General features: G+C 62.1%; 13 protein-coding genes and 1 pseudogene. 8 read left to right on the forward strand and 6 right to left on the reverse strand.

Annotated elements, in window-relative coordinates:
- Nucleotides 1-93 precede the first annotated feature (93 nt).
- The 3 genes from VR74_RS06360 to VR74_RS06370 are packed head-to-tail and all read left to right on the forward strand — an operon-like array spanning nt 94 to nt 5,860.
- Nucleotides 94-1,296, forward strand: a complete 1,203-nt coding sequence (locus VR74_RS06360) for an efflux RND transporter periplasmic adaptor subunit (protein WP_299949742.1) — start codon at nt 94-96, stop codon at nt 1,294-1,296.
- A gap of 20 nt (nt 1,297-1,316) precedes the next feature.
- The gene (locus VR74_RS06365) at nt 1,317-4,463 is read left to right on the forward strand and encodes an efflux RND transporter permease subunit (protein WP_045695263.1); all 3,147 of its coding nucleotides are present in this window, start codon (nt 1,317-1,319) and stop codon (nt 4,461-4,463) included.
- Nucleotides 4,460-5,860 (forward strand): TolC family protein, encoded by a 1,401-nt coding sequence (locus VR74_RS06370; protein ID WP_045695265.1) that lies wholly within the window; start codon nt 4,460-4,462, stop codon nt 5,858-5,860. The genes VR74_RS06365 and VR74_RS06370 overlap by 4 nt, the downstream gene beginning before the upstream one ends.
- A 7-nt stretch (nt 5,861-5,867) precedes the next feature.
- Here the strand turns inward: VR74_RS06370 and VR74_RS06375 are convergent, their stop codons facing one another.
- Nucleotides 5,868-7,166 (reverse strand): MFS transporter, encoded by a 1,299-nt coding sequence (locus VR74_RS06375; protein ID WP_045695266.1) that lies wholly within the window; start codon nt 7,164-7,166, stop codon nt 5,868-5,870.
- Nucleotides 7,167-7,411: 245 nt separating this feature from the next.
- On the opposite strand from VR74_RS06375, the gene VR74_RS06380 reads away from it, so the two are divergent.
- On the forward strand, nt 7,412-8,071 hold the full coding sequence (locus VR74_RS06380) for a TetR/AcrR family transcriptional regulator (protein ID WP_045695268.1): 660 nt from the start codon (nt 7,412-7,414) through the stop codon (nt 8,069-8,071).
- Between the two features lie 62 nt (nt 8,072-8,133).
- Here VR74_RS06380 and VR74_RS06385 read toward each other — a convergent pair whose 3' ends face one another.
- Complete coding sequence (locus VR74_RS06385; protein WP_045695269.1) at nt 8,134-10,482, reverse strand: TonB-dependent receptor; 2,349 nt, start codon at nt 10,480-10,482, stop codon at nt 8,134-8,136.
- A gap of 221 nt (nt 10,483-10,703) precedes the next feature.
- Here VR74_RS06385 and VR74_RS06390 point away from each other — a divergent pair, with 221 nt between their 5' ends.
- Complete coding sequence (locus VR74_RS06390) at nt 10,704-11,204, forward strand: MarR family transcriptional regulator (RefSeq protein WP_045695271.1); 501 nt, start codon at nt 10,704-10,706, stop codon at nt 11,202-11,204.
- On the opposite strand, the gene proB is transcribed toward VR74_RS06390, so the two are convergent.
- Nucleotides 11,201-12,361, reverse strand: coding sequence for a glutamate 5-kinase (gene proB / locus VR74_RS06395; protein WP_045695273.1), 1,161 nt, complete (start codon nt 12,359-12,361; stop codon nt 11,201-11,203). The genes VR74_RS06390 and proB overlap by 4 nt on opposite strands.
- 285 nt (nt 12,362-12,646) lie before the next feature.
- Here proB and VR74_RS06400 point away from each other — a divergent pair, with 285 nt between their 5' ends.
- Both VR74_RS06400 and putP read left to right on the forward strand, forming a co-directional pair.
- Nucleotides 12,647-13,426, forward strand: coding sequence for a pyrroline-5-carboxylate reductase (locus VR74_RS06400; protein WP_045695274.1), 780 nt, complete (start codon nt 12,647-12,649; stop codon nt 13,424-13,426).
- Between the two features lie 74 nt (nt 13,427-13,500).
- Complete coding sequence (putP, locus tag VR74_RS06405; RefSeq protein WP_045695275.1) at nt 13,501-15,045, forward strand: sodium/proline symporter PutP; 1,545 nt, start codon at nt 13,501-13,503, stop codon at nt 15,043-15,045.
- Nucleotides 15,046-15,047: 2 nt separating this feature from the next.
- Here putP and mdoH read toward each other — a convergent pair whose 3' ends face one another.
- Together mdoH and VR74_RS06415 are read right to left on the reverse strand one after the other, a co-directional pair.
- Nucleotides 15,048-17,177, reverse strand: a complete 2,130-nt coding sequence (gene mdoH, locus VR74_RS06410; protein WP_299949744.1) for a glucans biosynthesis glucosyltransferase MdoH — start codon at nt 17,175-17,177, stop codon at nt 15,048-15,050.
- Entirely contained in the window at nt 17,174-18,892 is a 1,719-nt protein-coding gene (locus VR74_RS06415; protein WP_299949746.1) for a glucan biosynthesis protein G, read from the reverse strand. The genes mdoH and VR74_RS06415 overlap by 4 nt, the downstream gene beginning before the upstream one ends.
- Before the next feature lie 377 nt (nt 18,893-19,269).
- On the opposite strand from VR74_RS06415, the gene VR74_RS20600 reads away from it, so the two are divergent.
- Nucleotides 19,270-19,965, forward strand: a complete 696-nt coding sequence (locus tag VR74_RS20600) for a 4'-phosphopantetheinyl transferase superfamily protein (protein WP_299949747.1) — start codon at nt 19,270-19,272, stop codon at nt 19,963-19,965.
- Here the strand turns inward: VR74_RS20600 and VR74_RS06425 are convergent.
- A pseudogene (locus tag VR74_RS06425) lies at nt 19,962-20,639 on the reverse strand (beta keto-acyl synthase); the annotation flags it as partial. The gene VR74_RS20600 and the pseudogene VR74_RS06425 overlap by 4 nt on opposite strands.

Below are 20,639 nucleotides of genomic sequence, written 5' to 3' on the forward strand. Positions count from 1 at the left end.
TTGAATTGTTGCGCCGCACCATTATTTCGAACGTTCATTCTAACTTCACTATCCGATATGTACACATAGGCAGGATTGATCAAGGTGACATTAATGCCAAAATTATCAAACAGTATCAAAGTTCTGATAGCCACCACCCTGATCGGTGCCGCAGCGGCTTGCGGGGCATCCGAGTCGGCCGCGCCTGCGCAGACCGCTGCACAGGCCCCCGCCGCGGCCCCTGTTGACGTCTTGGTCGTGCACAAGACGCGGATTGAGAGCACGCGCGAGCTGCCTGGCCGTGCCCGCGCGTTCCGGGAGGCCGAGATTCGCCCCCAGGTGACGGGGCTGATCAAGTCGCGCCTGTTCACGGAAGGCGAACTGGTCAGCCAGGGACAGGCGCTCTACCAGATTGATGCCTCCGAATATGCCGCTGCGGTCAACAGCGCGAAAGCCGCCGTGCAGCGCGCAGAGGCGACCGCCGATGCGGCGCGCCAGACGGCCGGCCGGTTCGAGCGGCTTGCCGAGATCAATGCCGTGAGCCGCGAAGACTATGACCAGGCGGTTGCCGCGCAGCGTCAGGCGGAAGCCGATGTCGCCATTCAGAAAGCGGCGCTGCAGCGCGCCAATATCGACCTGACCCGGACCAGGGTCACCTCGCCGATCGAAGGCCAGATCGGCCGGTCGACCGTGACACCGGGCGCGCTGGTGACCGAGAACCAGGCGGCAGCACTGGCGATTGTGCAGCAACTGGACCCGATCTACCTGGACCTGACAGCGGGCAGTTCGAAGATTCTCGTCTGGAAGCGGGACATTGCGGAAGGCCGGATCCAGTCTGCGGACGGCGAAAGCGTGGCTGTGTCGATCATGCTGGAAGATGGCAGCACCTATGCCGAACCGGGCCGGCTGGAATTCAGTGAAGTGAACGTGGACGAAAGCGCCGGGTCGGTGATCCTGCGTGCGGTGGTTCCCAATCCGGACGGTTACCTGCTGCCGGGCATGTACGTGAAGGCGCGTTTCAGCGCGGGCACTTACGACAATGTGTTCCTGGTGCCGCAGGGCGCCGTCACCCGCACCGTCAAGGGTGATCCGACGGCAATGGTGGTCGGCGCGGATGGCACGGCTGAGGTGCGCAACCTGACGATTATCGAGGCAAACGGCAATGACTGGATCGTGTCCGAGGGACTCGAAGACGGTGACAGGCTGATCATTGGCGGCCTTCAGAAAGTGCGCCCCGGCGCGCCTGTAGCGCCCGTCCCGCCGATGACGGCGGCGGCCCAGCCGAACGGCGCGGCGACAGCCGTCGTCAAACAGTAATCAACCCGAGCTGATCCCCCATGGCTAATTTCTTCATTGACCGGCCCATCTTTGCATGGGTGCTGGCGATCATTGTGATGATCGCAGGCGGAATCGCGCTGAGGACCCTGCCGGTCGCCCAGTATCCCGACATTGCGCCGACGACCGTGTCGGTCAACGCCGTCTATCCCGGGGCGTCTGCCAAGGCGGTCGAGGACACGGTCACGCAGGTGATCGAGCAGCAGATGACGGGGCTTGATGGCCTCGACTACATCTCGTCCTCGTCAAGCTCGCAGGGCGCTGCTTCGATCACGCTGACCTTTAAGACCGGGACCGACCCGGACATCGCGCAGGTGCAGGTGCAGAACAAGCTGGCGCTGGCGACCCCGTTGCTGCCTGAACAGGTGCAGCGGCAGGGCATAAGGGTGAGCAAGGCCTCGTCCGGCTTCCTGATGGTGACGGCGCTGATCTCGCCGAATGGCACCTTTGACCAGACCGATCTTGGCGACTATGCGCGCTCGAATGTGACGGATGTGCTGAGCCGGGTCGATGGCGTGGGCAGTGTACAGCTGTTCGGTTCGCCCTATGCGATGAGGATATGGCTCGATCCGGGCAAGCTGAACCAGTATCGCCTGATGCCGAGCGACGTGATTGCCGCCATCCGTGCCCAGAACGCGCAGGTCTCCACCGGTGCGCTGGGCGGCAGCCCGGCCATTGAAGGCCAGGAGATCACGGCGACCATTTCACTGCAGACCCTGCTGTCGACGCCTGACCAGTTCCGCGACCTCTTGATCCTAACGACCGGCGACGGGGCGTCCGTGCGCCTTGGCGATGTCGCGCGGGTCGAGATGGGGGCAGAGAATTACTCGACGGTGGCCAAGTATAATGGCCAGCCAGCCGCCGGGATGGGGATTTCACTGGCCTCAGGCGCGAATGCACTGGATACAGCCGAAGGTATTCGAACGGCGATGGAGCGCCTGGCGGAACAGTTTCCAGACGATATTTCAGTTGTCTATCCGTATGACACGACACCGTTCATCAGCACGTCGATTCACGAAGTGCAGAAGACGCTGCTTGAGGCGGTCGTGCTGGTCTTCCTGGTGATCCTGGTCTTCCTGCAAAGCTTCCGGGCGAGCTTCATTCCGATGATTGCGGTTCCGGTGGTTCTGCTGGGCACGTTCGCGGTCCTGCTGGTGTTCGGCTATTCCATCAATACGCTGACCATGTTCGCCATGGTTCTGGCCATCGGCCTGCTGGTCGATGATGCAATCGTGGTGGTCGAGAACGTCGAACGCGTGATGGCGGAAGAGGGCCTGTCGGCACGCGATGCGACGCGCAAGTCTATGAAGCAGATTACCGGCGCGCTTGTCGGCATCGCGGTTGTCCTGTCGGCCGTGTTCATTCCGATGGCCTTTTTCCCCGGGTCGGCGGGCGTTATCTATCGCCAGTTCTCGGTGACGATTGTCACGGCCATGGCCCTGTCGGTACTGGTGGCGATCATCCTGTCGCCTGCCCTGTGCGCGACCCTGCTGAAGGCGAATGGGCATGACGCGCCTGCCAAAAAGAACCTGGCCGCCCGCGGTGGAGCCCTGTTCGAAAGCGGGTTCTCGCGCCTGCGCAATGCCTATGTGGCAATCGTGGCGCGTGTGCTGCGCCGCCGCTGGATTTTCGTTGGCGTGTTCGGCGTGATGCTTGTGCTGCTAGGACTGGGTTTCCGCAGCCTGCCGACATCCTTCCTGCCGGACGAAGACCAGGGCGCTGTGATGACGATTGTCCAGCTGCCGGCTGGCGCAACGCTGGAGCGGACGACAGAGGTGATGGACGCCGTGTCGCTGCACTATCGCGAGACTGAACCTGACAATGTCCGGGGTGTGATGGCGATTGCCGGCTTCGGCTTTGCCGGACAGGGACAGAATGTCGGACTGTCTTTCACCCCGCTGAAGGACTGGTCGGAACGGACCGGCAAGGCGCAGGCATCGTCTGCGATAGCGGGCCGCGCCTCGGGCGCGTTCAGCCAGCGCACCGATGCCATGATCTTCGCAGTCATCCCGCCCCCGATCCGGGAACTGGGCAATGCGAGCGGCTTTGATTTCTACCTGAAGGACACGGGCGGCATCGGCCACGAGGCCCTGGTGAATGCGCGCAACCAGCTGCTGGGCATGGCGGCGCAGGAGCCCGGCCTGACGGGTGTGCGCCCCAATGGCCAGGAAGACAGCCCGCAATTCAAACTGAACCTCGACTATCAGAAGGCGCAGGCGCTGGGCATCAACCTGGCGGATGCGACGAGCCTCCTGTCGGTGGGGCTTGGCGGAACCTATGTGAATGACTTCATCGACCGTGGACGGATCAAGCGTGTTTACGTGCAGGGTGATGCCCCCTTCCGGATGCAGGCGGATGATATTGGCGACTGGCGTATCCGCAATGGCACCGGAGACATGACGCCCGTTTCGGAAATTGTTTCGTCCGACTGGAATTACGGCGCGTCGCTGTTGCAGCGCTATAATGGTTCACCGGCGCTCAATATCCAGGGCCAGCCTGCGTCGGGCGAAAGCTCGGGCGTTGCCATGGACAAGATGGAGGCGCTGGTGTCCCAGTTGCCGAACGGGACGAGCCTTGAGTGGACGGGCATCAGCAAGCAGGAGCGCAGCTCCGGCAACCAGAGCGCTCTGCTGTATGCCTTGTCGGGCCTGTTCATCTTCCTTTGCCTCGCAGCGCTTTACGAGAGCTGGACCGTGCCGGTTTCGGTCTTGCTGGTGGCGCCTGTCGGCATGCTCGGCGCGGTCATCGGGGCGCATCTGGGCGGGTATGACAATGACGTCTTCTTCCAGGTTGGCCTGTTGACCACGGTTGGCCTTGCCTCGAAGAACGCGATCCTTATCGTCGAGTTCGCCCGGTCGCTTGAGGCGGAAGGCAAGGAACTGATCGAGGCGACGTTGGAATCGGTGCGGCTGCGTTTCCGGCCGATCCTGATGACGTCTCTGGCCTTCGGCTTTGGCATCACGCCGCTTGTGTTCAGTTCCGGCGCCGGGGCCGCGTCCCGCGCGGCACTGGGAACGACGGTACTGAGCGGTATGATTGCCGTGACGTTCATCGGCCTGTTTGCGGCGCCGATGTTCTATGTCGTGGTCCGCAAACTGACGACCCGCACGCCCAGGGCGCGCAAGACTGTTGATGGAGCAATATCATGACGCCTTCCCTTCGCCTTGCCCCGCTGATGCTGTCAGTGGCGCTGGCTGGCTGTGTCAATCTCGCGCCGGCCTATGAGCGGGCAGAAGCGCCTGTTCCGGAAACCCTGCCTGTGAGCGACACCGGGACGGCCGCCGTGCCGGTGATCGGCTGGCAGGCGCTTGTGCAATCGGAGGCCCTTGAAGGCCTGATCGCGCTGGCGCTGGAGAATAACCGGGACTTGCGGGCGGCCACGGCGCGCATCGCCATTGCTGAAGCGCAGTACGGGATTACGCGGGCGGCGCGCCTGCCTGGCGTATCGGCGGCAGGGTCGGTGACAGAAACCGGATCGTTCGATGGTGACAATGGTTCGCCCCTGCTGGCGGACAGCGCGCGGGCGCAGCTGGGCGTGACGGCCTATGAACTTGACCTGTTCGGAAGGGTGGCGAGCCTGAATGAAGCGGCGCTGCAGACATACTTGTCGACCGTGGAGGGTGAGCGCAGCGTGAAGATATCGCTGATCTCGTCGGTTGCGCAGGCCTGGCTGAGCCTTGCCGCCGACCGGGAGCGCCTGCGGCTGGCGAAGGAAACGGTCGAGAGTCAGGGCGCGTCGCTGTCACTGACGCGGGAATTGTTCGATTCCGGTGTGGTGACGGAGATTGATGTGCGCCGGGCCTCGGCCAGCGTGGAGACGGCAAAGGCGCAGGTCGCGCAGTTTACCGGACTGGTGCGGCAGGACCTGAACGCGCTGCGTTTTGTCGTCGGCGCGGACCTGCCGGCCGATATTGCAGAAGCGGCTGTTCTGAGCCCGTCTCCGCTGATGGATCATCTGCCCGTGGGGGCACCGTCGCATGTGCTGCTGTCGCGGCCGGACGTTCTGGCGGCAGAGCGCCAGCTTCAGGCGGCCAATGCCAATATCGGTGCCGCGCGCGCCGCGTATTTTCCCGTGATCTCGCTGACCGGCAGCGCCGGATACAGCAGCACGGGCCTGGATGACCTTTTCGACGGCGGCGGGACGTGGAGTGTTGGCCCGCAAGTGTCATTGCCGATCTTCGATGGCGGCAGCCGCAAGGCAAATCTTGGTGTGTCAAAGGCAAACCGCGACCTGGCGCTGGCCCAGTATGAGCAGTCGATCCAGACGGCCTTCCGCGAGACGGCGGATGCGCTGGCCGTGGCGCAGACGGTGGATGACCGGATTGGCGCGCTGCGCCGCCTGGTCGAAGATACGTCTGTGACACTGAACCTGTCGCAGGAACGGTTTCGTGTCGGGATCGACGACTATTTCTCGGTGCTGGATGCCCAGCGCAACGACTATCAGTCGCGCCAGAACCTGATCGATGCCGAGCGCGACAGGGCGCTGAACGTGGTGGCCCTGTTCCGGGCACTGGGTGGCGGTCAGGTCGGCGGCACAGCCGAGTAGCGAGCGGCTAGTAGTCGAGCCGGGCGGCACGCAGCGCGTCAGCCCGGTAGTTGCGGCTGGACATCAGCAGGCAGAGAATGCTGAGCGCGTTGAAGATGAGTATCAGCTCCAGTGCGCGCGCGAGCGGCTGGGTTTCGCCCTGTGCGGCGAAATAGTCGCTGAGCACGCCGGCGATCCACGGGCCGCAGCCGATGCCGATCAGCGTCAGGCAGAACAGCATGAAGGCCGAGGCGAAGGCCCGCATGCGCAGACGTACCAGTTCCTGTGAGGCCGTGTAGGCGATGCTGGCATAGATGAGGCCGACAAAGCTGGGCACCACGTTCCAGGCATAGGCCAGGCCGACGGTGGGTGCGCGCAGGAACATGAAGGCAAAGGGCAGGGCGATCGCGGCGCAGAGCGCGATGATGAGCGGACGCCAGCGCAGGTCTTTTTTCGACAGGCGGTCGCAGACGAGACCGATGACCACGGCGCCAATGCTGCCGACACCGCCGATGAGGATGCCGAGCGGCCACGAGACCTGGCCGGGGCTGAGCCCGTAGGTGCGCTGGAGGTGGCTGGAGGTGAAGACGAGGAAGGCGTTGGCCGAGATACAGATCAAGAGACAGCCTGCAAGGAGCCAGAGATAGGATGACTGGCCGGCGATGAAGGTGAGGGTTTCCTTCAGGGAGGGCGCGGCGCGGTCGTCCTGGCGCGCTTCGGACTGGCCGCGCACCGGCTCGCGCACGGTGAAGCGCACGACGAGCGCTAGCAGCAGTCCGGGCACACCGGCGACGAAAAAGGCCATGCGCCAGCCATAGGCCTCGTAGACAAGGCCGCCGAGCGCAAAGCCGAGCATGACGCCGAGGCCGATGCCTGTGGTGTAGACGCCGAGCGCCGTGGCGCGTTCCTGCGGGGGATAGAGGTCTGCTATCATGCTGGTGGCGGGGGGCGTGCCGCCGGCCTCGCCGACGCCGACACCCATGCGGGCGACGAGGAGCTGCCAATACGATTGCGACAGCCCGGACAGGGCCGTCATGCCCGACCAGACGGTCAGGGCGAGGGCGATGATGTTACGGCGGTTGCCGCGGTCGGCCCACATGGCGACCGGAATGCCCAGCGTGGCGTAGAAGGCGGCAAAGGCAATGCCGGTAAGCATGCCGAGCTGGCTGTCCTTGAGGTTGAGCTCCGTCTTGATCGGTTCGAGCAGGATGACGAGGATCTGCCGGTCGACATGGTTGAACGTGTAGACCAGCGTCAGCACGAGGAGGACCCAGGTGCGGCCCGTATTGGCGGCCTTTACGGGGATGAGAGGCGGAGCAGTGGACATGGGTTCGGAACCTGTATTCTGGCGCGCAGCTGGCGGAGGAAGGGGAAGAGCCGGAAAGGCATGGGAGACACTTACAGTCTCGCGACGATCAGCTATCGGTTCCCCTTGAATCGGAACGAGTGAGGTTGATCCCCACTTCAACAAGTGTTGAAATATGGCCTGCTTTTCCATGAGGGGCAAGACAAATGCGTCCGGGACGGTAGTATTCAAAAATAGACGCACATGCGTTCGAACGGAAACAATACATGGCCTCAATAATGCACGACGATGCAAAGCCCCTTCGCCGAACCGCGATCCTTGATGCGGCCGAGGCGCAATTTGCCCAGCACGGCTATGATGGCGTGAACCTTAGAGCGATTGCCCGCGAAGCCGGGGTGGACGTTGCGCTTGCGAATTATCATTTCGGGAAGAAGCGCGACCTGTTCGATGCCGTGCTGATGCGCCGGGCTGAAGTGCTGAACGCGTGGCGCCTGAAAGCCCTGGAGGATGCGCTGTCGGAGGCGCGCCCGAACCCGGCGAGTGTCGAAGCGATTGTGCGGGCCTATCTGCGCCCGCTGCTGACGGGGTCTCACGTGAGCGAGCCCGGCTGGAAGCATTATTATGCGCTGATCGCCTATGTGAACAACTCGCCCGAATGGGGCGGCAAGCTGATGACCCAGTTCTTCGACCCGCTGATCAACCAGTTCATCGATGCCCTGCGGCTGAGCCTTGGCGATGTCGACGAGAAGGCCCTGTTCTGGTCATACCATTGTTTCTCGGGGGCCCTGACGCTGACCTTTGCCGAGACCGGCCGTATTGACCAGCTGTCCAAGGGGCTTTGCCGTTCGGATGACCTGGACGGCGCGTATGAGCATATCGTGCGATTCATCACGGCAGGATTTGAGTCGATCCGCCCGGGCAAGTGAGGCCCAAGAAAAATGGCGGCGTATTGCCACGCCGCCATTGATGAGAACCGTTTATCCGGAGACTAGAACTTGTAGTCCACGCCCATCGTGACCGTACGCGGATCACCATAGAAAGCCGTCAGCGTACCTTCCAGACCGAGCGTCGGCGTGAACGTGCCGTTCGGGTTGATCGTGACGAAGTTGTAGCCAGCGACGATATAGCGTTCGTCGGTGAGGTTCTTGCCATTCAGGCTGAAGCCCCAGCGGCCGCCTTCCGTTTCCCAGCGCAGGCCCGCATCAATCAGCGTGAAGGCTTCCTGGTCGAGGAACGGGTTAGGGGCTTCGAACTGGCTGGAGTCGCCACGGTAGGAGATCAAGGTGTTGACCAGAAGGCGGCCATTATTTTCGAGGATTGTCAGTGGCGTGTCATAGGACAGGCGGCCACTTGCGGTCCAGTCAGGCGTGTTCTGGATGACGCGCTGGTCGGCAACGTCATTGCCGAAGGCATCGACGTATTCATCGTATTGCGCATCAACATAGCCGATCGACCAGCCGAGGTTGAAGAGGTCGGACTGGTTGAAGACCTGCTCTGCGAGCATGGCGTTGCCTTCAAATTCGACACCCCAGATGGTTGCCGCGCCGGCATTGGTCGTCACGCCGGTAAAGGTGTCGTTGACGCCATCATTATCCGTATCGACACCAATCGAGCCGGGCACCTGGATGTCTTTGTAGTCAGAGTAGAATCCAGCGATGCTGTAGGTGAGGTCGCCGCCATTCTGGCTACCCTTGTAGCCGATTTCGTAGCTGTCGACTTCTTCCGGGTCGAACTGCATGAATTCAAAGACTTCGTCGGCCGTCACCGTGCCGCTGAGGTCGAGGTCCGGCGCAGCCGATGTCTGGCCGCGCGGATCGAACGAGCCGCCCTTGAAGCCTTGGGAATAAGTCGCGTAGATATTGCTTGAATCGGTCGGCTTGTAGCTGACCGAAACGCGCGGGCTGAAATCGTCGAACGTGGCCGAACCGTTGAAGTCCGACGTGGTGGCGATGAGTGTCGGGTTGCCGCCGAAATATTCGGAGAAGCCGCCGATATAGGTGCGGCGCAGGACTTGCGAGCTGCGCTCGTCTTCGGTGTAGCGTGCGCCGAGCGCGATGCTGAGCTGATCGGTCAGATCATAGGTGAAGTCGCCGAAGATTGACCATGTCTTGGTGCCGACATCGCCGAAGGTCTGGGCGTTCAGGCCAGGCAGGGAGAGCAGGTCGCCTGTCGTGCCGAGCAGAACGTCAAACACGGTCGAGGCGTTGGCATCGAGATAGTAGACGCCGACGATGCCGTTCAGGCGGTCCCCGGAATACAGGACCTGGAATTCTTCCGACAACTGGTCGTTCGCATAGTTCGCGGGAACGTCGAGGTCAGCTTCAGGCAGGCTGTCAAAGTCGATGGGCGAGGTGCTCTCGTCTTCGCGGTAGGCAAGGATGTTCTTGAGAGTGATCGTGTCGGACACGGCGTATTCAGCGGTGATCGAACCACCCCAGGCCTCTGATTCCTGATCGACGACATTGAGGCCGGCGCGCGTGTCATACTCGTCGTCCAGAACGGGGTAGGTGAAAGGCGGGAACTGGTCCGGGATCAGACGGTGACCCTGACGGGCATTCGATTCGTCGCGGGTGAAGTCACCGGCGAAGCGCAGCTGGAAGTCAGGCGTGACGTCCCACTCTGCCGACAGGCGGGCCGAACCCACGTCCTTGTTGTAATTGTCCTGGCCGGTGATGATGTTTTCACCGAAGCCATCACGATAGAGAGCCGCAACGGCGGCACCGACGCGGAACGTGTCGGACAGTGGCACACTGCCGGATGCGACGATTTCCTTCTGGCCATAGGTGCCAAGTGCGGCGCGCAGGTTCATGGTCGGCACGTCCGAGAGCGAACGGGTGACGTATTTCACGGCGCCGCCGATTGTGTTGCGGCCGTAGAGCGTGCCCTGTGGGCCGCGCAGGACTTCGATGCGCTCGACATCGAAAACGTCAAGGACGGCGGACTGTGGACGGTTGAGATAGACATCGTCGACATAGATGCCGACACCGGCTTCGAAACCGGCGACCGGATCCTGCTGGCCAACGCCGCGGATGAAGGCGGTGAGGGTCGAGTTGGTGCCGCGCGACACTTCAAGGGTCACGTTCGGCGCGACCTTGGCGACTTCGGTAATGTCGGAAACGCCGAGCTGGGAGAGCAGGTCGCCATCAAAGGCGGATACGGACAATGGAACGTCAATCAGGTTCTGTTCGCGGCGCTGGGCGGTGACCACAACGGCGCCAAAGCGGCGTTCTGCCTGTGTGGCTGTTTCGTCGTCAACCTGCGCGAAAGCAGGTGCCAGTGGCGTCAGTGCGCTGGCGGCCAGGGCGATCAACGCGACGCGGGATGTGTGCTTACTCATGCCGTTCCTCCATGGGGCCGAATGCATTATGCTTCGACTCTCAAATTCAACATTTGTTGAAAAACGCCTCAAATCTGAAACTTTGTCAATCGCTTTGACCGGGCCGTGCCGCTTTCCCGGGGGGCGTGACTTAAACGCCACGCTGCACCGGCCTTCCGGCGGGGGGGTATTGTGATGCGCTTCCTTGCGAGCCGGCAAATCAGCCCTTACGAGGCAGACCCATGGCTGACCACAATGACCTCCTGAAATCGCTGAGGCAGATCACGCAGGCGATCGACCTCTACTCCAAGCACCTGCTGAAGGAGACCGGGCTGACCTCGCCGCAGCTTCTGGTCTTGCAGGCCGTCAGCGTGCATGGCCGGAGGAAACCATCGGAAATCGCGCGGTCGGTGAACCTGTCGCAAGGCACGATCACGTCGATTGTCGACCGGCTGACGCGGGCCGGGCTGGTCGACCGTGAACGCAATGCCGAAGACAAGCGCGTGATTGAAGTTGTCGTGACCGATGCCGGTCGGGCGCGCCTGAAAGATGCGCCAGCCCCCCTGCAGCACGATTTCCTGGAGAGATTCGGTGCGCTTGCGGAATGGGAGAAATCGCTGCTGGTCTCCTCGCTCCAGCGCATTGCCGGGATGATGCAGGCCGACAGGCTGGACGCGGCGCCGATCCTTGAGATTGGCGATCTGTCGCCGGACGATCCGAACACCCTGCCGGACGTCTCCTAGCGTTCGACCTGTTCCATCTGGTCTTCGGCGGGACTGTCCCAGGGCAGGTGGCGCTCGTCGAGCACGACCAGGTTGTCACGCGAAATGATCGTGGCCTGCGTATGGTAGCCGAGAAGCTTGGTCGTGGGCTCACCGAGGTTTCGGGCGAGCAGCATGGTTTCCTCGGATGAGAAATTCGACAGGCCGCGGGCGCGTTCGTGGCCTTCCTCATCATAGACATGGATGACGTCGCTGCGGACATAGGGGCCATGGATCGAGATGACGTCGGCGCGCTCGACGCCGCGCTTTCCGGCTTCGAGCAGGTCGGCCGCGTTCTGGCTGATGACGATGCTGCCAGCCATCTGGAGGCGGTCGGTAAGCCATGCGGCCCAGGCGGAGGCGGGCTCGGTATTGGCGATGCATTTGGTGTGCGGGCGCAGGCCCTTGAGCACGGATGAAACCGGATTGTCGGCTTCGCCATTGGCGATGAGCGTGGTGCAGCCCGCATGCTGGGCCATGTTGGCCGCCTGCATCTTGGTCAGCATGCCGCCACTGCCGAGCGCGCTCGTGCCTTCGGTGACAGAGAGGTATTCGGACACGTCATGCAGCTCTTCGACCAGTTTGGCGCCGGGCTCTGACGGATCCTTGTCATACAGGCCATCGACGCTGGTCAGGATGACCAGGTGCTGGGCCTGGATCATCTGGGCGATCCGCGCAGCGAGACGGTCATTGTCGCCGACGCGGATTTCCTCGGTCGTGATCGTGTCGTTTTCATTGACGATCGGCATGACATTGCCATTGAGCAGGCGGTGGACCGTGTTCTTCGTGTTGAGGAAGCGCCGGCGCTCTTCAAGGTCGCCGCGCGTGACCAGCACTTGCGCGATGTCGAAATTGAATTCGTGAGCGACCTGCTTGTAGGCGTTCAGCACGATGGGCATGCCGCAGGCGGCGGCGGCCTGCTTGTCGCGCAGGCCGGCATCCTCCGGCTTCACCTTGAGCGTGTTCAGGCCGAGCGCGACGGCACCCGACGAAGTCAGTACGACTTCATAGCCTTCATTGCGCAGGAGGGCGATATCTTCGAGGAGCCGCTGAATGAACGCCCAGCGTGGGGTGAGCAGGTCAGGATTGGCCAGAAGGCTCGATCCGACTTTCACGACGATGCGTTTTGTTTGCGTCAATTTCCAACTCCATTAATCTGATTGCACGAACTAGGAGTGTTTTGAGGCGGAAACAACTCACTGGCGGACAAAACGTCTGATGTTTTTCGTCTGGCAGGCGATCTAACCCTGAATAATGGCAATAAAAGCAAAGTCATGTACGCTTGCCTTGAAAAATAAGTGAAAAGCCCAAGGTGAGTGTTCTGGGAAATATATTTGAACTCAAAGCAAAAACGACTACGAAGGCCTCATGAAGGGATAACGGCGATTCCCGGAACTCACACCCAAAAGGGACTTTATATCACAATGGATGCACTTTTGATCGGTTGCGGGAAAATGGGCGGCGCTCTGCTGGCGCAGTGGGCCAGGTCCGAAGACTGGACGTTTACCGTGGTCGACCCTTTCACCGAGTCAGTCCCCGATGGCGTGAACCTGTTCAAGGATCGCGAAAGCCTGCCGGAATCCTCGTTTGACCTGATGATCGTGGCGGTGAAGCCGCAAATGATCGACGAGATCATCCCGGCCTATCAGGACTGTCTGGCGCCCTCCGGCGTCGTTGCCTCGATCGCAGCGGGGTGTTCGGTGGCCCGGCTGAAGGCTGTTTCCGGCGCATCGGCTGTGATCCGCATCATGCCGAACCTGCCGGCCCTGATCGCGCAGAGCGTGAGCGGGCTGTATGCGAGCCCCGAATGCTCGGCGGACCAGAAGGCCGCTGTCGAGGCCCTGATGCAGCGGGCCGGAACAGTGGTCTGGGTAGATGATGAGGACGCGCTGGACCGTGTGACGGCAGTGGCGGGAAGCGGTCCTGGCTATGTCTTCGAGATCGCGCGGACCTATATCGCGGCGGCCGAGGAGCTGGGTTTCACCAACAGCCAGGCGCGCGAACTGGTTCTCGGCACCATGGCGGGCGCTGTGGAGATGGCGCGGCAATCCGATGAGTCCGTCGAGAGCCTGCGCAATTCGGTGACCAGCAAGAATGGCACGACGCAAGCGGGCCTTGAGGCCCTGAACGCGGACGGCACCCTGACCGAGCTGATGCGACGAACGACTCAGGCGGCCTATGACAGGGCCGTGGAGCTGCGTTAGGCGTTTCGCGCTATTTCTGGCAAGACTGCCGGTATATCCGTCACGGACACACAGACGACAGAGAAGAATTTCATATGAATACAGCAGCCTTCGTTTCGCTTGGCGCCTATTTTATCCTTATGATGCTGATCGGGCTTTATGCCTATCGCAAGTCAACGAGTGATGTTTCGGAATACATGCTGGGCGGCCGCAAGCTGCATCCTGCCGTTGGCGCGCTGTCAGCGGGTGCGTCAGACATGAGCGGCTGGATGCTGATGGGCCTGCCGGGGGCGGTGTTCGTGTCAGGCTATAGCGCAGCGTGGATTGCTATCGGTCTCGTGATCGGCGCGTATTTCAATTACCGCCTCGTGGCGCCAAGACTGCGCGTTTATACCGAGCTGTCCGAGGATGCGATCACCATCCCGGACTTTTTCGAGAAGCGGTTCAAGGACAGGACACGGGCCCTGCGGATCCTGTCTTCCGTCGTCATCGTCATTTTCTTCACGCTTTATACCTCGTCCGGCGTCGTTGCCGGGGGCAAGCTGTTCGAGGCCTCATTCGGGCTGGATTATACACTTGGCCTGTTCGTGACCGCAGGCGTGGTGGTCGCCTATACGCTGTTCGGCGGATTCCTGGCGGTCAGCCTGACCGACTTCGTGCAGGGGTGCATCATGTTCATCGCGCTGGTCCTTGTGCCGGTTGTTGCGATCACGTCACTCGGCGGGTTTGATGCCACGCATGCTGCCGTCATGGCGTCGCCACCGGCGAGTGTGGCAGACGCCCCAAGCCGCGTGAATTTCTTCAGCTGGTTCCAGGGCATGACGCTGATCGGGATCATTTCCGCCGCAAGCTGGGGCCTCGGCTATTTTGGCCAGCCGCACATCATCGTGCGCTTCATGGCCATCCGCTCGCTCAAGGACATCGCTGCGGCGCGCTATATCGGCATGAGCTGGATGATCGTGACGGTGACCGGTGCGGTGGCGGTCGGCATTGCCGGGGTTGCCTATGTCAACGGGCACAATCTCAACAGCGAGCTGACCGACCCGGAAACCATCTTCATCCTGTTCTCGCAGGTCCTGTTCCATCCGCTGATCAGCGGCTTCCTGCTGGCGGCCATCCTCGCCGCGATCATGAGCACAATCTCCTCGCAGCTCCTGGTCTCGTCGAGCTCCCTGACGGAGGATTTCTACAAGACGTTCCTGCGCAAGGAGGCGAGCCAGAAGGAGCTGGTTCTGATCGGGCGGCTGTCGGTTCTGGCCGTGTCGCTGGTTGCCATCTTCCTGGCGTTTGACCGGTCGAGCAACATCCTGTCGCTGGTCAGCTATGCGTGGGCCGGTTTCGGCGCCGCGTTCGGCCCGCTGATCCTGCTGAGCCTTTTCTGGCGGGGCATTTCGCGCGATGGCGCGCTCGCAGGCATGATCACCGGCGCAGTGACCGTGCTGGTCTGGCTGTATGCGCCGATCACGATAGGCGGCGTGGCTCTGTCTGACACGATCTACGCCATCGTGCCGGGCTTTTTCTTCAGCCTTATCGTCACCGTTCTGGTCAGCCTGATGCGCGGCGCACCGGAACCGAAGGTGCAGGAAGAGTTCGACGAGATGATGGAAGCCATGACGGCGGTGAAGCAGCCGCTGTTCTAGCCTCAGGTCGTTCCCGTGGAATAGTGCAGTCCGCGCATGCTGTACTCATCGATGACCGCATCCAGGTCGCCGGGCGAGTTGAGCAGGGCCAGTTTTTCCTTCGGTTCAAGCGCGCTGATGTATTCGTCTATCGTCGCGAGGCGGTTGGCACGGGCGCGGGCAAGGGCCAGCGGCGTGTGGACTTCGCTGTGGGCCAGCGGCCAGTGCGTGTCGACGATATGCGTGCGGCGGTTGCGCAGGTTGCGGTCGGCAAACAGGTGGGTCAGGCTTGGTACGTCGAGGTTATGGTAGGCGGGGCGGTCAGCCACTGATTCCAGATAGGATTGCGGCGGTTCGATTTCCTCGGGGCTTTCGAGCAGGTTCATCCGCCGGGCAAAGTCGCCGCTTTTCGTGCGGCCGGTCCAGTAGGACAGGGTTGCCGCTAGCAGCATGCCGATGGTCGCAGGCGCAAGCCATGCAGCGAAAATGGGCGAGATGGCGAAAGCGGAAACATTGAGCACGGTGCCGAGCACGATGGCCGGTGCATGGTGGCGGAACGTGTCATGCAGGGTGTATTCGTTTGAATCGCGCGCCTGCGGGTTCCAGCCGCCGTCGCGGCCCGAGAAGACCCGATAGACCGCCGTCGTCTGTTCGACCAGCATGACTGGCGCGATCAGGACCGAAATCACGGTTTCGGCGATGACGCTCAGGAAGGTCTTCACCGGGCCGACCGTGCGCCGCCAGCGCGGCGAGGCGAGGCCATAGATGAGCCCATAGAGTTTTGGCGCAAACAGGATGGCCATGGTGATGAGGAAGAGGTTCAGCGAGCGTTCGGAGTCGATGACCGGCCAGGACGGGAAGAGGGCCGCCGATTCGCCGAAATATTGCGGTTTGAGGAACATGTTCTGCAGCGACAGCAGCATGCCGACCGTGATGAACAGCAGCCAGAGCGGCGATGCGAGATAGGAGAATATGCCAATGATGAGGTGCATCCGGCTGGTGAAGGTCAGGCCGCGCGTCTTCAGCAGGACGGCCATGTGCTGCATGTTGCCCTGGCACCAGCGGCGGTCGCGGATGGACAGGTCGATGATGGAAGGCGGGCCCTGTTCGTATGAACCGCCGAGTTCAGGCGCGATCTGGACGTTCCAGCCTGCACGACGAAGCAGGGCGGCCTCGACGAAATCATGGCTGAGGATCGATCCGCCGAACGGCGCCCGTCCCGGAATTTCAGGCAGGCCAGCGGCATTGGCGAGCGCGGAGATGCGGAGGATGGCGTTATGGCCCCAGAAATTGCCTTCATTCTGGGCCCACCAGGCGAGACCGCTGCCAAGGACCGGACCATAGAGCGCTGCGGCGAACTGCTGGGTGCGGGCAAACAGGGTGCGCCCGCCCACCAGTTGCGGAATGGTCTGGATGAGGCCGGTTTCCGGCGACGCATCCATGCGGCGGGCCAGTTCGATGAGCGTGTCGCGCTCCATGAAGCTGTCGGCGTCGAAAACGATCATGTAGTCGTAGCGGCCGCCCCAGCGCGTGATGAAGTCACGGATATTGCCGGCCTTGCGATGCAGGTTCATCGTGCGGCGGCGGTAGTGGACAACCGAGCCGGGCGCGAGGCGCGAGCGCAGGCGCTCGAACGCGGCTTCTTCCTGAAGCGCGATTTCGGGATCGTTCGTGTCGCTGAGGATGAAGCATTCAAAGCGGCCCGGCGCGTTGGTGAGCGATTCCGCAGTCGACTCAACGGTGGCAAAGACGCGCTCGACTTCTTCGTTATAGATCGGGAAGACAATCACGGTGCGGCCGGAAATCAGCGCAGAACCGGACGATGCCCGCGAGCGGTGCGCGTTGAACAGGCCTGCCAGCGCGGCAAGGAAGCCGATCGTGGCGCTGACAAAGGCGTAAGCAATCCAGCTGATATTCAGGCTGAAGACGCCGAGCAGGATCTTTTCCAGCGTGGTGACGCCGGATACGTCAAGCACGTGGTACATCTCGACCGTTGCCCACACAGCCAGTGCGAGCGAGAGCGAAAAGACCATGACTTTGCGCCACCGGAAGGATTTCGGCGCCTTGGCGTTACGGGTCGGGCCGGTGTCGAAGGCCTGGTCGGGCATCGAAATCGGCAGTTCTGCAGGGCGGGCGCGGAATGTGAGCATCATGATCTCCAGCGATAGAGCCAGGTTTCAGAAACTGAGTGGTCGGCCTTGGTCAGCAGGGCTCGCAATTCGCAAAGGCTGGCATCCTTTGTGTCGAGTTCGAAGCTGAGGCGCATGCCGCCGGTTCGGGTGTTGGGCTGGACGACAGGCGAGATGATTGCGCCGGCCGAGGTCGAGACCTGCGGCAGTGCATCGCGCAGTAATTCGCCATTGTCGGATTCAAAGTCGATGATGAACATCGGACGCTTGGTGGCAGGGGATATGCCCACCTTCGTGGCGGTGACCTTGGCGACAGGCGCAACGACCGGCTGCGGCAGGCTCCAGATCATCTCGTAGGACAGTCGAACCGGCTTGCCGGCCTCCCAGGCCTCTGCCGGGCGCCAGGAGACGACTATATTATCATTGTACTCGTTGGTGGTCGGTATCTCGACGAGGGTCAGGTTGCCCGGACCCCAGCCATCACCGGGCGCGATCCAGACATTCGGGCGGCGCTCGTAATTGGCTTCGAGATCGTCATAGGAATCGAAGTCGCGCTTGCGCTGGACCAGGCCGAAGCCGAGGGGCGGCTGGGTCGCGAAGCTGGAGATTTCGAGCTGGTTTGGGTTGGCCAGAGGGCGCCACACCCATTCACCATTGTGCAATTCCATCATCAGGCCTTCGGAATCGTGGACGGCGACGCGGTAGTCGCGGTTGCCGCGATTGAGGCTGTGGGGCGAAAAATAATACATGGAGGTGATCGGCGCGACGCCGACTTCGGTCAGCTTGCGGCGCGGGAAAAACACGGCTTCGACGTCGACGTTCGTTGTCGATCCCGGCGTGATGACGAACTGGAAGGCGCCGGTCGTGCTGACGCCGTTCAGCAGGGCGTAGACGGTCATCGACTTGGCGCCGGGTTCAGGCTTCACCAGCCAGAACTCGCGGAATGACGGAAACTCTTCACCCGCAGGCGAGGCGGTGGAGATCGCCATGCCGCGCGCCGATGCGCCGTAAACCGTGCCGGCGCTGAGGACGCGGAAGAAGCTGGCGCCTTTGAAGCTGATGAGATCGTCGAACTTGCCGGAGGAGTTCAGCGGCGCGGTGACGTGGAATCCTGCATAGCCGAGCGCCTTTTTATCGTCTTCCGACAGTGGCAGGTCGAAGAAGTTGAAGTCGGCCTCGGCCCAGGGCTTGGGCGTCGCCACACCCTTGTCGATGATGTTGAGCTTGACCTCTTCGTTGAACAGGTAGCCGCGCGGATCATAGTGGACACGGAACGGGATCGTCGTGTCTTGCGTCCATTCGGCAGATTCGCGCTTGAACTCGAGGCGGCGGTACTGGTCATAGTCGAGTGAGGCGGCGGCGGACGGCACCGGAGGCGATTTCTGGAACTCATGTTCCGACAGCGCCTGCGCCTTGTTGATCACCTGATCGAACGAGAAGGGCGCCTTTGACGGCGCTGCGGCGGCCGGGGCGACGTCTTCGGGAGTCTCGTCGCTGGATTCGACCCGTTCAGGTGTGTAGTCGGCAACGGAATCGAGTGGTTCAATGATCGGCGCAACGGGGGCGGGGGCCGTTTCGGCGGCTGCCGCGGTTATATCCGGCTCGCTGGCCGCAACTTCAACGGTTGGCGCGGGCGCACTGGCCGATCCTATGGCGACGATGATGCCGCCCATAAGGACGGCGGCCGCTGCGCCGAGCACGACGGCAGGAATGTAGTTAGGGCGCCGTGTAAGTTTCAATGCAACCTCGTCAGGCCAACAGGCCATATTCCTTGAAAGCGGTTCAATTTTCCCGAGGCAACAAAATTGCTGCCCAGACGCCCGGCACCGCAAAAAGCGCCTTCGATCTGACCATTACGCCTCACCAGTGCAGGCGTTTCGCTGAGAAATCAGGTTATTTTGCGGCGCAGCATTACCAGGCTGCAATAACCCCCACCGAACCCCGCAACTGCGCTGCATGCTGTAGAAAATGAAATGTTGCAAGTGCGTTATGTCAGTTTGCCTTTGCGTCAGTTGTGTGACGATGACGCTTCAGCGCAATCGGTGTCATTTTCCAGAGAAATCGCCTAGAAAACAGACCTGTTCACAGACAGAGATCGGATCCGAACGTGAGTGACATGTTCCAGAAAACATACGTCCTGGACCTTGCGCACGGCGTGTCCGGTGTGACTGTGCATGCCTGCAACAGCCTGGAATGGGCGCGGTCTAAAAATGCAGTTCTTCCCGCATTAAGCGAGCTGGAGGCGGCCCGGGTCGCGCGGTTGAAGACTCCCGAGGCGCAGGAGCAGCTGTGGGCCTCGCTGGCCTGTGCACGCATGATGCTTGGCCAGATGCTGAGTGTGCCGCCGACGGATGTGGACGTGCAGCGAGACGGTGAAGGGGCGCCGTGTCTGGGGCATGACCCTGACCGGCGTCTGTCGATTTCCCGCAGCGATGGCTGGACAGCCGTGGCCCTTGCAGACGGGCGTCCGGTGGGGGTGGATATCGAGCGGCTGCGGGCGATTGACTGGCAACCAATGCTGGCAATGGTTTGCAGCGACGCCGAACGCGACGCGATGCGCGCGCTGGCTGGCAGCGCGCCGGACCGGGGGCTGGCTGCGTTCTTCGAGCTTTGGACCATCAAGGAAGCGGTGCTGAAGGCGGCTGGCACGGGGTTGCGCGGGGGCGCGAAGGGTGTGCCGGTGGCGGTGGAGACGCTGGGGCGACCGGAGGGGGCGCATCGGCGCGTCACATTCGAGGACGCGGCGTTTGCCGTTCGGACGTCATGGCATGACGGACTGGTTGCCAGCCTTGCTGTGGCCGCAAGAGACTAGGCGCGATCTGACAGGGCGATTGTCAGCGGGCTTGCCTCGTAGATGCGCAGGCCGTCACACCAAAGTGTTCCCTTGCCCGTAATGAGCAGCCGGTCACCGGACCGGGTGACTTCCATGATCTCCATGACCGTTGTGACTTCCTGCTTGTCTGGCGTCACCTGGCCGCGATAGGCCCATTTGACCGGGGCACCTGCGGCGACGGTTTCAAATTGCGGGTTGGCCATGCCGTCCGCGAAGCCTTTCAGGCAGGCAGCGTGCGACAGGAGCTGGACGAGGGCATCAAGGCCGAGCGAGCCCGGCTGGACCGGGTCCTGGAAGAAGTGCGCCTTGAAATACCAGGCGTGCGGATCGACCGACTGGCGCCCGCGCGCGAGGCCGAGACCCGCAGAGCCGCCGGCTGGATCGAAATAGTCGATGCGGTCGAGCATGACGAGGTTGCCAGTGGCGGTGGGCGCTGCCGGCAGGGTTGTGCCGGACCGGTTGGGAGCGAGGGCGAGCAGGGCGCGGTGTGCGTCCTTCGTGGGCAGGCCGGCCTGGCGCTCGAGGGCTGCCGCCGGGAAGAAGCCGAACTGGGTCTTGAGGTTCATGACCGGGCGGCCGTCAGCGAACGTGGCCTTCAGCTCGAATGCGACAATCGTCATCGGGCCGACCTTGGAGAAGGAGGAGAGCGTCGT

It is taken from the genome of Hyphomonas sp. BRH_c22 (assembly GCF_000961795.1).
Taxonomy (GTDB): domain Bacteria; phylum Pseudomonadota; class Alphaproteobacteria; order Caulobacterales; family Hyphomonadaceae; genus Hyphomonas.

Bases quoted from the DNA above. Each gene is read 5' to 3' on its own strand.
- VR74_RS06400 (WP_045695274.1), top strand. From the start codon at position 12,647: ATGGATGCACTTTTGATCGGTTGCGGGAAAATGGGCGGCGCTCTGCTG.
- VR74_RS06360 (WP_299949742.1), top strand. From the start codon at position 94: ATGCCAAAATTATCAAACAGTATCAAAGTTCTGATAGCCACCACCCTG.
- VR74_RS06370 (WP_045695265.1), top strand. From the start codon at position 4,460: ATGACGCCTTCCCTTCGCCTTGCCCCGCTGATGCTGTCAGTGGCGCTG.
- VR74_RS20600 (WP_299949747.1), top strand. From the start codon at position 19,270: ATGTTCCAGAAAACATACGTCCTGGACCTTGCGCACGGCGTGTCCGGT.
- mdoH (WP_299949744.1), bottom strand. From the start codon at position 17,177: ATGATGCTCACATTCCGCGCCCGCCCTGCAGAACTGCCGATTTCGATG.
- putP (WP_045695275.1), top strand. From the start codon at position 13,501: ATGAATACAGCAGCCTTCGTTTCGCTTGGCGCCTATTTTATCCTTATG.
- VR74_RS06390 (WP_045695271.1), top strand. From the start codon at position 10,704: ATGGCTGACCACAATGACCTCCTGAAATCGCTGAGGCAGATCACGCAG.
- VR74_RS06380 (WP_045695268.1), top strand. From the start codon at position 7,412: ATGGCCTCAATAATGCACGACGATGCAAAGCCCCTTCGCCGAACCGCG.
- VR74_RS06365 (WP_045695263.1), top strand. From the start codon at position 1,317: ATGGCTAATTTCTTCATTGACCGGCCCATCTTTGCATGGGTGCTGGCG.
- VR74_RS06385 (WP_045695269.1), bottom strand. From the start codon at position 10,482: ATGAGTAAGCACACATCCCGCGTCGCGTTGATCGCCCTGGCCGCCAGC.
- VR74_RS06375 (WP_045695266.1), bottom strand. From the start codon at position 7,166: ATGTCCACTGCTCCGCCTCTCATCCCCGTAAAGGCCGCCAATACGGGC.